Source organism: Dyella silvatica (genome assembly GCF_026283955.1).
Classification (GTDB): domain Bacteria; phylum Pseudomonadota; class Gammaproteobacteria; order Xanthomonadales; family Rhodanobacteraceae; genus Dyella_C; species Dyella_C silvatica.
In genome coordinates, this window is record NZ_JAPDPE010000156.1 from 1 (window position 1) to 10857 (window position 10857).

General features: G+C 58.8%; 13 protein-coding genes and 1 tRNA gene. 7 read left to right on the plus strand and 7 right to left on the minus strand.

The genetic code is table 11. The annotated features are described in order from the left end of the window. Positions 1-134: 134 nt before the first annotated feature. On the minus strand, positions 135-677 hold the full coding sequence (locus OUZ52_RS21000) for a DUF4303 domain-containing protein (RefSeq protein ID WP_266160520.1): 543 nt from the start codon (positions 675-677) through the stop codon (positions 135-137). Between the two features lie 77 nt (positions 678-754). Beyond that, complete coding sequence (locus OUZ52_RS21005; RefSeq protein WP_266160521.1) at positions 755-997, minus strand: hypothetical protein; 243 nt, start codon at positions 995-997, stop codon at positions 755-757. 648 nt (positions 998-1645) lie between these two features. Between OUZ52_RS21005 and OUZ52_RS21010 the strand changes: the two genes are divergently transcribed. Both OUZ52_RS21010 and OUZ52_RS21015 read left to right on the plus strand, forming a co-directional pair. Next, the gene (locus tag OUZ52_RS21010) at positions 1646-1996 is read left to right on the plus strand and encodes a hypothetical protein (RefSeq protein WP_266160522.1); all 351 of its coding nucleotides are present in this window, start codon (positions 1646-1648) and stop codon (positions 1994-1996) included. 213 nt (positions 1997-2209) lie between these two features. After that, complete coding sequence (locus OUZ52_RS21015) at positions 2210-2749, plus strand: hypothetical protein (protein WP_266160523.1); 540 nt, start codon at positions 2210-2212, stop codon at positions 2747-2749. A 1037-nt stretch (positions 2750-3786) separates the two neighbouring features. On the opposite strand, the gene OUZ52_RS21020 is transcribed toward OUZ52_RS21015, so the two are convergent. The 5 genes from OUZ52_RS21020 to ftsY all read right to left on the minus strand — a co-directional run bounded on the left by OUZ52_RS21020 (position 3787) and on the right by ftsY (position 7517). Further along, positions 3787-3862, minus strand: a tRNA-Phe gene (locus tag OUZ52_RS21020). Between the two features lie 69 nt (positions 3863-3931). Then, on the minus strand, positions 3932-4210 hold the full coding sequence (locus OUZ52_RS21025) for an oxidative damage protection protein (RefSeq protein WP_266160524.1): 279 nt from the start codon (positions 4208-4210) through the stop codon (positions 3932-3934). Beyond that, positions 4207-5256 (minus strand): A/G-specific adenine glycosylase, encoded by a 1050-nt coding sequence (gene mutY / locus OUZ52_RS21030; RefSeq protein WP_266160525.1) that lies wholly within the window; start codon positions 5254-5256, stop codon positions 4207-4209. Before mutY ends, OUZ52_RS21025 begins: the two co-directional genes overlap by 4 nt. Then, entirely contained in the window at positions 5253-6335 is a 1083-nt protein-coding gene (locus OUZ52_RS21035; protein ID WP_266160526.1) for an AsmA family protein, read from the minus strand. The genes mutY and OUZ52_RS21035 overlap by 4 nt, the downstream gene beginning before the upstream one ends. A 51-nt stretch (positions 6336-6386) precedes the next feature. Next, the gene (ftsY, locus tag OUZ52_RS21040; RefSeq protein WP_266160527.1) at positions 6387-7517 is read right to left on the minus strand and encodes a signal recognition particle-docking protein FtsY; all 1131 of its coding nucleotides are present in this window, start codon (positions 7515-7517) and stop codon (positions 6387-6389) included. Between the two features lie 77 nt (positions 7518-7594). Here ftsY and rsmD point away from each other — a divergent pair, with 77 nt between their 5' ends. From rsmD to OUZ52_RS21065, 5 genes are all read left to right on the plus strand, one after another. Then, complete coding sequence (rsmD, locus tag OUZ52_RS21045) at positions 7595-8173, plus strand: 16S rRNA (guanine(966)-N(2))-methyltransferase RsmD (protein WP_425493899.1); 579 nt, start codon at positions 7595-7597, stop codon at positions 8171-8173. 116 nt (positions 8174-8289) lie between these two features. Beyond that, positions 8290-8793 carry a pantetheine-phosphate adenylyltransferase gene (gene coaD, locus OUZ52_RS21050; RefSeq protein ID WP_266160529.1) on the plus strand — a complete coding sequence of 168 codons (504 nt, stop codon included), beginning with the start codon at positions 8290-8292 and terminating at the stop codon, positions 8791-8793. A 60-nt stretch (positions 8794-8853) separates the two neighbouring features. Then, the gene (locus tag OUZ52_RS21055) at positions 8854-9357 is read left to right on the plus strand and encodes a hypothetical protein (protein ID WP_266160530.1); all 504 of its coding nucleotides are present in this window, start codon (positions 8854-8856) and stop codon (positions 9355-9357) included. 138 nt (positions 9358-9495) lie between these two features. Further along, positions 9496-9756, plus strand: a complete 261-nt coding sequence (locus OUZ52_RS21060; protein ID WP_266160531.1) for a YfhL family 4Fe-4S dicluster ferredoxin — start codon at positions 9496-9498, stop codon at positions 9754-9756. Further along, positions 9753-10857, plus strand: a 1105-nt coding sequence (locus OUZ52_RS21065; RefSeq protein WP_266160532.1) for a gamma-glutamyltransferase family protein, incomplete at its 3' end; no start/stop codon positions are given. The genes OUZ52_RS21060 and OUZ52_RS21065, both read left to right, overlap by 4 nt.

Below are 10857 nucleotides of genomic sequence, written 5' to 3' on the forward strand. Positions count from 1 at the left end.
GCATGCCGCCTTGCTCCCAGTTAGTGCAGTCGAGTGGGATGTCACTTCATGAGATCTCCATACGAAAGGTTTTTGAGCTCGGGCAGGGGCGGGCCGGCTTCAGCGAAATGTGCACTGCTTCTTTACCGCGCTTACTACGCCCACGTCTCAGCCCATGCGGCAAATTCGGCTGACTGCGTCGAATCGTTGAGTCGTTCAACCCTGCTTTGAAGCTCCGCAGCAGGCTCGTCGTCATCAGATATCGTCACCAGTAGTAGAAGGTTTTTATCGCGAGGCTCAAAAAACTCGTGGCGTAGTCGCAGTTGAGCCTTGATACAGGTTTCGATGAGCTGGCGTTTGAAGGCGTCGAAAGCCTCCTCGTCGTCTTCGATGGAGAACACCTGCTCTCGAACGGTGGTACAGATGCTCTTGAATGCCTCGCTTGCGCCTTCGCCCTCCCATGGCCATTCTGAAGGCGAGTATTTGTAGAACGGCAATTCATCCGGTTCTTCTTGTGCCTTGGCTGCAAGAAAGCTTGCAGTGCACATGGCCGGGCATATCGTCATGGCACCCGAGTCGCTGTAAAGCGCGAAAGCACACAGTTCATCGTCAGGTTGCCGTGCAGCGATTTCTGAGAAGGCCTTCTTCGAGGCCGTTACTACATCGTCGCAAAGCGTGCTGAAATCAAAATTTTCCATATCGGATCATCGACACATAAGAGATGGGGCCGCGGCTTTGGGCACTATTGATGAGGGTTGGTGCAATGGACATAGAGCTACCCGCCGACACGGCCTATGAACATGCCTAGAAAACTAAACAAGGCGATGACCAGGCCTGCCGGTATGGCGATACCCAGCAGCACCCCAGCGAACTTGTAGCCCAGCCCGTGGGTGCCATGCTGGTCATAACTCCAGGCCAGATAAAGCAGGCCCGGTATAGGCAGGGCGATCCAAGGTGCGTACGGTATAAGAGATGGCGGCAAGACATGAGGGTCTTTGGGTGAAGCAAGTATCGTCATCGCGATGCAAGACACCCAGCAAAGCACTCCGAAGGCAGCGCTGGAGGCCAGCCAGCTAGCTATCGGGCGTCTTGGGGGCACGGGAGCTTAAATATCGATCAGATAGGGCTCCGCTGCGTATAAATTGGGCGGAATGGGGCGGCTAATTATCCGGCATGAGAGAGCGTGAAGCAGTGGGCCGGTGAGTCGAAGAGCCGCTACGTCTAACGCATGGGTGTTGCATTGTGCTCTCCGGAGAGGTCTATCCCCTAGGCTGTCCATTGGTTCCGAAGTTATCCGTGGCCTTACCTGCTACTTTGACCAGAGCAGTCCTTCGTAGGAAGGATATGCGCGGACCGCATGGCGATACCATTCTGAAATGGACAGCTACGCCATCAGTCATTTTGTTGACGCCGGGCAGAGGCTTGTCGGCTGACAAAGAGTATTAAAATTTCGGGCTCGACTATCACGAAATTGAAGCCTGGGCATGAGATTTCTACTTTGGACTGAATCCAAGTAATGTCGTGTCAAGTATTGTCATGTCATGCCGAGTTTAGTGCATCAATAAAATTGATTTCAGCTTCACCTATTGCAACAGCATGCGATTTGTGAAAAATTAATATAGACGGCGTAAGTTTTCTTAAAAAATCAAAACATAGGAAGTAAGAAATGAAAGTAACACTTTTGAAGAAGTGCTTCATGGCTGCAGTGACCATTTCGTTGTCCACGAGTATTTTTGCTCAAACCCAGGTTGGACCTGTGACCATTGCTCAACTCATGACGGGTTGGGGCAGTGATACGTTCAGTCTCTCGACCGGATCAACGGTCATTAATCCGGCAGGTTGTTCGAATACTGACCTATATAGCTCGGTGGGAACAGATCCGGGATATAAAACCTATTACGCTGCTGCACTGACTGCTTTTTCCATGAGCTCCCCCGTGATCGTTATCGTTAACAATACTCAGTGCAGCAGTAATGGTCGTCCGCAACTGATGGGATTAACTATCGTTAAGCAATAATGGTCGCGCTGTTCACGCGGGGCGTTAGTGCGGGTTTTCTGGATTTCTGAGTGAAATCTATTGCTCTGTTGGACTTAATTTCGCGTCAATTGTCATGAGGTGATTAATGTGACGTCGATGGTGCGATGTTGATGGCTCTATATTGAGATTTCTCGGGAGTCCGTTTGACTAGAAATTGAACGCAAAGAAGTGCAAAAAGAATATGGAAGCATCATGCATATAAAGCAAGTAACTTTTTCCATTTTATGGCTTCCCATCTTAACCATGGTGGTGGCTTTTCCGTGCCGCGCGGATAATAGGTACGCCACTTCTACTACAGTATCAATTGATGGGAGGCCTGCTCGTGGCGCTACAATCAATGTCAATGTTTCGGTTAGTGGCAGGCATCAGGCGATAGCTGGGCTTGGTACTTGTGAAATGACTGTCCCGGGACTAATTAAGGTATATGACGGAAATGCCTTAATCGATTCAGTTCTGCCAAATAAGCAAAATACAACCCCGAACGATCAGACATATATGCAGGGCACGGGAATGAACTACGCGTGTGCAACCAATCTGATTGTCGGGACCGGAACGCTGACTAAGTTTTCGTTTAGTTATAAAATTCCGTCGAGTTCAAATCAGATTCAGATTCGTGCGACATTTAATGATCCCGACACCGATAACTGGGGTATGCCGTCGCAATCTCAAGTCATCAGCGCAAAGTTTCCAGTTGCGTCTGCAGCGGCAATTAATTATCTCCTAAATAACTAGTTGCAAGCTGATGAGAAATGGTGATGGGTCAGGGGCTTTGTTCAATTAAAAGTCATTGTGTTTTGTTGTCGCGTGGCAGGCTAAGGGCTAAAGCCTTCTAAGCCGGCTCACTAGCCCCAGGATGATCTGGGGCTTTTGTGTTTGGCTTAGCTCAGTCGGAACAGGCCTTGATCGTCGCCGTCCGAAATCGATTTTCCAGATCCCCATGGGCGGACCTGGAAGCTATCTTGTCGATTTCTTCGGTGGTGAACTTACTCACTAGAACCTCGGCCCTACATTTGCAGTACGCTGCAGTTTCACTCGGCTTGAGGGTGTCGCTCTTATTCTCGGTGAGACATCCATCCATGAACTGACTCTTTTTTCCGGGAGGCCAATCCCCAGCATGTGCTACGACGGACATAAGCATTAATGTGCTGACGATTACAAATGGAAAAATGCGCATAGCTGACTCCCGTTGAATTGGAACACTCCATATACCGACCCGTTGGTAATCGAATCGCCAACGGCTGGCTTATCGCCCCCGATCAGGCCAGAGATTATGGATGCCTGGCTAAACTCCAACTCGATGCCATGTGGCTGCTTTGCATACGATTCTCGTTGGCCAGATTCGGTGTTGCTGCAAACATCAGCTCGCGGCGCAAGCGAAGAAATTTCATTCCTTCTCGTTGGTAAGCCATGAGAGGCAGCTTGCTAGATATTCCTCCGCAGTGTGGCTGTCAATCCGACTTGTCGGCCGATGTTTTCTTTATCTGGGCACCTTAGCTTCTTCGACGTCACAGATATTCCGTTTCCTGATTGCGCACAGGCGCAATGCCAGTCGTACCTGGCGCAGCTCAAACCGTGGATTGAGCGCACTCCTGGCACTTGGCCTAGGTGAACATTTCGAGAGCGGTGCGGAGGAGGGGGGGGGGCAGGGCATGTGAGTAGCACGACGCCGTCGTTTCTCAGCCGCTGAGAGGTCGCCGAGAAATTCCGGACAAATTCCGGACAGCCCCAAAAACGACAAAGGCCTGCATCGCTGCAGGCCCTCGATCTAATGGTGGCTGAGGACGGAATCGAACCGCCGACACGGGGATTTTCAATCCCCTGCTCTACCAACTGAGCTACTCAGCCAAGCTGACAACCGCGTGGGTCATCGGTGTTGCTTAGAGCCGCGCATTTAAGCGGATGTGAAGCCCGGAGTCAAGACTCTGTGGAGGGGGCAATGTAGCCTTCGGGTTGTTTTACGTCGCCGCCGAACAGGAATTTCTCCATTTCGGCGCTGAGAAACTGGCGGGCCTTGGGGTCGAGCGGGCTGAGGCGATACTCGTTGAGCAGCATGGTCTGGTGGGCCAGCCACTGCTGCCAGGCGGGTTTGGAGATCTCGGCGTAGATGCGCTGGCCCAGCGGGCCGGGCCAGGGGGCGAAATCGAGGCCTTCGGCGTCAATGCCGAGTTTGGCGCAATGGATGGTGCGGCTCATGGTGATGTCCTTGAAAGCGGTGCAAGCAGCAGGCTGCGCACCGGTGCGGGCAGGCCTAACGCGGCGATTTCGGTGCTATCGCACCAGCGTAGCGTGGCATTGTCGGCGATGGCGCGATGGGCTGACGCCTCGTCGAACAGCAGTGGCTCGACTTGCAGGCGGTAGTGGCTGAAGACATGGGTGAACGGGGTAAGCGCATGCGCGTCGTCGATCTTCGCCAGCCGTTGCGCGGTGCGCCAGGCATCATCGTGATCGATGGCTTCGGGCAGGCTCCACAGGCCTGACCACACCCCCTGCGGGCCGCGTCGTTCGAGCAGAACGCGCCCTTTGGTATCGCGCAGGATCAGCATCACCGTGGCGCGGGTGGGAATGCTCTTGCTGGCCTTGGCGGTGGGCAACTGCGCGGTGAGGCCATCTCGATAGGCCACGCAATCAGTCGCCAGTGGGCAGGCTTCGCATTGCGGCCGTGAGCGCGCGCAGAGGCTGGCGCCCAGATCCATGATCGCCTGGGTGTAGTCTGGTACGCGCTTGCTCGGCGTGTGTGCCTCGGCGTGTTGCCACAGCACTTTTTCCACCGCGCTTTGGCTAGGGTGTCCGTGAATGCCATGAAAGCGGGTGAGCACACGTTTGACGTTGCCGTCGAGAATCGGAAAGCGCAGGCCGTGCGCTTGCGCCAGGATCGCACCCGCGGTGGAGCGGCCGATGCCGGGTAGGGCGCTGAGTGCGTCAAAGTCACGCGGCAGTTCGCCGCCGTGCTGGGCAACGCATTGCTGCGCGGCGCGATGCAGAAAGCGTGCTCGGCGGTAATAGCCCAACCCAGACCACAGCGCCAACACGCGATCTTCATCGGCCGCGGCAAGCTCTGGCAGTGTCGGCAGCGCTTCGACAAAGCGCAAAAAGTAAGGGATGACCGTGGTGACCTGGGTCTGTTGCAGCATGACTTCGGATAGCCAGACCCGATAGGCGTCGCGCGGATGCTGCCAAGGCAGATCCTTGCGGCCGTGGTGATCGAACCAGGCCAGCAGGGCGGAGGCAAATGGGTTCATGATTTTTTACGGGGGGCAGGTTTGGCTGACGCGGGTTTGGCCGGGCTGGCTGTGCTTGCGGCACTGATCGGCACATCGACGCCGGCATCCACCCGCAGGCCTTCGATACTGATGCCGCCGGTTTCGATGCTGCCGATTTCGATATGTCCGCTGCCGGGCGGCACCGATAATCTCGGGCCTTCCTGACTGCCCAGTTGTGACCACCAGTCGGCCAGTGCCAGTGGCGGCAGGCGTACGTCGGCGCGGTTATCGGGGCCGTCGAGTTTCAGCGCCAGCAATAAGGGTTCGTTTTGATTGGCGGGTGTCAAGGCCAGGGTAACGCTGTAAGCCCCGGCATCGGCGTGATCGAGCTTGCCGCGCAGGTTTACCGTCGCATCGGCCGCGCCGTGCCAGCGTGCTTCGCCGGTCATTTGCAACACCAATGAGCTGCCTTGGGACAGATGCAGCGCAATGTTATCCAGCTGCAAGGCGTCGCCATCGATGCGCGGCGTGGCCGACAGCGTCAGCTGTAGCGGGGTGCCGTCGGCATCCTTGGCCGCAAGACTCAACGGAAATGGACGTCCAGACGCCAGGCTGCCGGCGTCCAGCGCGACATCGCCATAGAGCAGGCGGTCGCTACGTACCAGGCTGCCGCGGGTGATATGTACGCCGGCATCGATGCGTGGAATATCAAATGGCTGACCGCTGGGACGTGGCGGCAAGCTGGATAACCAGCTCTGGAATGCATCGAGATCCACGCGCGGCGAGTCGATCTCCATTTGCGAAATAACCGTTTCGCCACCGAGCAAGGTGCGCCACGGCAGCGCCAGGCGCCCACGTTCGGCCAGCAGGATCGGCATGCTGGCGCCTTGGGCGGCCAGGGTCAGCCCTTGCAGCTCCAGCGCGGGCCGGGGGAATAGCGTCGGGCTGGCCGGGCTGGCCAGGCTCAGCTGCAGGCCGGCGCTGCGCGCCTGGCTTTGCAGCATGGCGGTGAAGCGATCGGGTTGCAGCAGCAGATGGATCGCTACCACGGCGACGATGGCCACGCTCGCCGCGGCACCGGCGAGTATCAGCAAGGCGATGCGGAGTGGGCGTGGCATCGCTATAAGTCACGCCACCGTGGCGGGCGTGGTTTGCATGGGCATTCGTGCTCACGCATGGCCGAGGCTCGCGGGAAGCAGGCCATCGACATAGGCTTCGGCGTCGAATACACGCAAGTCGGTGGCCGTCTCGCCCAGGCCGACAAAGCGGATCGGCAAGCCGAATTCGCGTGCCAGCGCGAACACCACGCCGCCTTTGGCGGTGCCATCCAACTTGGTCACCACCAGCCCGGTAACCCCGACGATTTGATGAAACTGGCGCACCTGGTTGACGGCGTTCTGGCCGGTCGTGCCATCGATCACCATCAACACCTCATGGGGAGCGCTGACGTCGAGTTTTTTCATCACCCGGGCGATCTTGCCCAACTCATCCATCAGGCCGCCTTGGGTATGCAGCCGGCCGGCGGTATCGGCGATCAATACGCCGGTGCCGCGCGAGCGTGCCGCCTGCAACGCATCGAAGACGACGCTGGCCGCGTCGGCATCCTGGCCTTGCGAAATCACTTGTACCTGGTTGCGCTCGCCCCAGGTCTTGAGTTGTTCCACGGCGGCGGCGCGAAAGGTGTCGCCGGCGGCCAGCAATACCGAGTGGCCTTCGTCGCGAAAGCGCCGTGCCAGCTTGCCGATGGTGGTGGTCTTGCCGGCGCCGTTGATGCCTACGGTCAGCACCACAAACGGTTGATGCGTGGAGACCTCAAGGGGTTTCTGCACGAGTTTGAGCAGGGCGGTGAGTTCTTGCCGCAGTGTCGCCAATAACGCGCTGGCGTCGGCGAACTCGCGTTTATGCATGCGCTTGCGCAGGGCCTCGACCAGGGCGGTGCTGGCTTCGACGCCGACGTCGGCGGTGATTAGCGTGGTTTCCAGCTCGTCCAGCAAGGCGTCGTCGAGCTTGGGGTTACGCGAGAACAGCGACGACAGGCCGCGGGCGAAGCCGCTGCCGGAGAGACGCTCGCGCCAGCTCGGCTTGCCCGGGGCGGCTACAGGCTGGGCCGGCGAGCTATCGACGGCTTCGGCGGGCGCCACCTCGGTCGAGGGCACCACGTAATGTGGCTCGGCAGGCGCGAGATGGGCGTCGGCCTCCTGCACGGGCAATACGGCGTCTGCCGAGACCTCTGGCGCCGGAGCGTCAAGCGGTGGCTGTGGCGTCGATTCGGCGGGCTTCTTTTTCCAGAACTTGAACATTGAGGCAGCGATTCAAAGACAATGAGCGGCATGCTACCACTGCCACTCCCACTGACTGCCCAACCGCGAGGATGGGCATGACCACCCACACCGCGCCTGGGCGCATCCGCATTATCGGCGGCAACTTGCGCAATTCCCGCTTGAACGTGCCGGATTTGCCCGGCCTGCGGCCAACCGCCGAGCGAGTGCGGGAAACCTTGTTCAACTGGTTGGCGCCGATAATCGACGGCGCGCGTTGCCTGGATCTGTGTGCCGGCACCGGGGCGCTCGGCATCGAGGCGCTGTCGCGCGGCGCGGCCAGCGTGCAATTCGTCGAGCGCGACCCGCGCGTTGCCCAGGTTTTGCGCGACAACCTCAGTCGGCTCAAGACGTTGGGCGGCGAGGTGACCGCGCTCGATGCCGGCATTTTTTTGCAGGGCGCGCCGCAGGCCTTCGAGCTGGTTTTTCTCGACCCGCCGTTCTCGCTGGCTTTATGGACCCCGCTGGCGAAGCAGCTGGAGCAGGGCGGCTGGCTGACGCCTCGGGCCTGGATTTATGTCGAATCGCAGCGCGGCAGCGTTTCGGTACTGCCCGGCAGCTGGCAACCACACCGGGAGGGCACGGCAGGCGAGGCGCACTATGCGCTCTACCGGCGGCAGCCGCTGGCCCAGGCCTGACCCGGGTGCCGCGGGAAGACGGTTTCTTCACGTCACCGGGCGGCAGGCCAGGGGGAGATATCGGGCAGGCTCATACGTTGTTAAGCTAACCGCCTTCTCGTTGCCTTGATCTTTCTGTGGACAAACCGTCGATCAACCGGCGTCTCGCCGTCTATCCGGGCACTTTCGACCCGATCACCAATGGTCATTCCGATTTGGTCGCGCGCGCTGCTCCGCTATTTGAGCGTGTGGTAGTGGCGGTGGCAGAGAGCCCGAACAAAGGCGGCGGCCCGGGTTTCAGCCTGCAAGAGCGTATTGCGCTGGCCCGCCTGGCCCTGGCTGACCTGCCCAATGTCGAGGTGCGCGGTTTTGATTGCCTGCTGGCCAAGTTCGTCGAGCAGATCGGCGCCGGGGTGATTATTCGCGGCCTGCGCGCGGTGTCCGATTTCGAATACGAATTCCAGCTGGCCAGCATGAACCGCCATCTGATTCCGCAGACCGAAACGCTGTTTCTTACCCCGGCAGAGCAATACAGCTTTATTTCCTCGTCGCTGGTACGCGAAATCGGCCGTCTCGGCGGCGATATTTCCGGTTTCGTGCATCCCGCGGTACAACAGGCCATGCGGCAACGCTGGCTGTAGAGCTTGCCGGACAAGCTCCGTCATTACATATCAGTCAATCGAAACAAAAAGGTGATCATCATGCGTAAGTTCGCTCTCGTTGCCACTCTCGCGCTAATCAGCGCTTTTGCCTTGACCGCATGCAACAAGGACGCTGGCGATCAGCAAGCCGTGCAGCAGCAGGTTCAGAAGGTCGCCAAGCCGACCGACCCGAACGATGCCAAGGCGTGGAACTCCTACCTCGGCCAGATCGTGCAGCAGAACATGCAGGGCATGACCTCCGATCGCCCGTTCCCCTACCTGGTGCCGGCTGGCGATACCGACGAGATCAAGGCCGGTCGCGAGCGCCAGCTGCAAAACGTGCAGGATGTCGTGGCTCGCGGCGTGCTGCCGGGCAACATGCTGGTATTCGCCGGCCCCGATTCCGCCAAGACGGCCGAGTTCATCCTTGAAGCCTTCAAGGATGCCAAGCCGGGTTCGTTCAAAGACGTGATCGTACTGTTCATCGGTGACACGGCCGACCAGCAGCGCGTTACCGACGCACTCAAGCCGACCAGCGCGAATTTCCGTTTCGTCGCCATGTAAGCACTTCGTTCCTCTCCTTGGGTTCGCCAAGGGGAGGCCAGGAGGGGATGAACTTCTGCCGCAAGCTCTCACCCCTCCCGAACCCTCTCTTGCCAGCAAGAGAGGGGGTCTTGCGGCCAGCATGTAGTATCGCTTCCCATGTCTCTGAAAATCCTCGATACCTGCGTCAACTGCGACGTCTGCGAACCGGTCTGCCCGAATAAGGCCATCTCGCTCGGTGAGGAGTACTACGTCATCGATCCGGCGTTATGCACTGAATGCGTGGGTCACTACGACCAGCCGCAGTGCGTCGAGGTGTGTCCGGTCGACTGTATTCCGGTCGATGCCGAGCACCCCGAAACACGTGAGCAACTCGAACTTAAATACCAGGCGTTGATGGACCAGAAGGGAGCTGCATGAAATTTGGCCTGAACTCTCGCGCATGCTTGTTGGGATTACTGCTGACCTGCGCATCAGCCTATGCCGCCGATGATCTCAAGCCGGCGTCGGCCACCGCCGCCGCGCCGCGGACATTCGATCAGCGTCCAGGTCATGCGGCGATTGCCAGCGCCAACTTTCACGCCACCGAGGCCGGTCTCGAAGTGCTGGGCAAGGGCGGCAATGCGTTCGATGCGGCGGTAGCCGTGGCGTCGGCCTTGTCGATCGTCGAGCCGGAGAGTTCGGGTATCGGTGGCGGTTTCATGGCCGTATTGCACCGAGCCTCCGATGGCCATGAAGTGTTTATCGACGCCCGCGAAACGGCACCGGCCGCCATCAATGCCAAGGATTACCTCGACAAAGACGGCAACCCCAATCGCGACACCGCGTTGAATGGCCCGCTCTCGGCCGGTATTCCCGGCGAGCCCGCCGGTTTGGCGTGGCTGGCCCAGCACTACGGCAAGCTGCCGTTGAAGGCCTCGCTGGCGCCGGCGATCCGACTCGCTCGCGAGGGCTTCAAGCCGGACAGCCGCATGATCCATGCGGTTACCGAGCGGCAGAACGAGATTCGCCGCTGGCCCGCGGCGGCCGCCAAATATCTGCCCAATGGCAAGCCGCCGGTCGCTGGCGAAGTGTGGCGAGATCCCGATCAGGCACGCACGCTGGAACTGCTCGGCGAGCGCGGCTTCGATGGTTTTTATCGCGGCGAGACGGCCAAGAAACTGGTTGATGCCGTGCGTGCGGCCGGTGGTAATTGGACGGCTAAAGATCTCGAAAGCTATCAGGTCAAAGAGCGTGCGCCTATTAGCGTGAATTACCGCGGCTATCGCATTGTTACCGCGCCGCCGCCGTCATCCGGTGGCGTAGCGGTGGCCGAGATACTGAATATTTTGTCCGGCTTCGATCTGAGCAAGCTCGATCAGGCCGAGCGCACGCACTTGGTGATCGAGGCGATGCGGCGCGCGTTCCGCGACCACAATGATTACCTTGGCGATCCCGATTTCGTAAAAATGCCGCTGGACATGCTGCTATCGCCGTACTACGCCGATGGCCTGCGGCAGACTATTCGCATGGATAAAGCCA

Excerpts from the sequence above, each read along its gene's own strand:
- OUZ52_RS21025 (WP_266160524.1), bottom strand. The coding sequence starts at position 4,210 with ATGAGCCGCACCATCCATTGCGCCAAACTCGGCATTGACGCCGAAGGC.
- OUZ52_RS21015 (WP_266160523.1), top strand. The coding sequence starts at position 2,210 with ATGCATATAAAGCAAGTAACTTTTTCCATTTTATGGCTTCCCATCTTA.
- OUZ52_RS21060 (WP_266160531.1), top strand. The coding sequence starts at position 9,496 with ATGTCTCTGAAAATCCTCGATACCTGCGTCAACTGCGACGTCTGCGAA.
- OUZ52_RS21010 (WP_266160522.1), top strand. The coding sequence starts at position 1,646 with ATGAAAGTAACACTTTTGAAGAAGTGCTTCATGGCTGCAGTGACCATT.
- OUZ52_RS21055 (WP_266160530.1), top strand. The coding sequence starts at position 8,854 with ATGCGTAAGTTCGCTCTCGTTGCCACTCTCGCGCTAATCAGCGCTTTT.
- OUZ52_RS21035 (WP_266160526.1), bottom strand. The coding sequence starts at position 6,335 with ATGCCACGCCCACTCCGCATCGCCTTGCTGATACTCGCCGGTGCCGCG.
- rsmD (WP_425493899.1), top strand. The coding sequence starts at position 7,595 with ATGACCACCCACACCGCGCCTGGGCGCATCCGCATTATCGGCGGCAAC.
- OUZ52_RS21005 (WP_266160521.1), bottom strand. The coding sequence starts at position 997 with ATGACGATACTTGCTTCACCCAAAGACCCTCATGTCTTGCCGCCATCT.
- mutY (WP_266160525.1), bottom strand. The coding sequence starts at position 5,256 with ATGAACCCATTTGCCTCCGCCCTGCTGGCCTGGTTCGATCACCACGGC.
- OUZ52_RS21000 (WP_266160520.1), bottom strand. The coding sequence starts at position 677 with ATGGAAAATTTTGATTTCAGCACGCTTTGCGACGATGTAGTAACGGCC.
- ftsY (WP_266160527.1), bottom strand. The coding sequence starts at position 7,517 with ATGTTCAAGTTCTGGAAAAAGAAGCCCGCCGAATCGACGCCACAGCCA.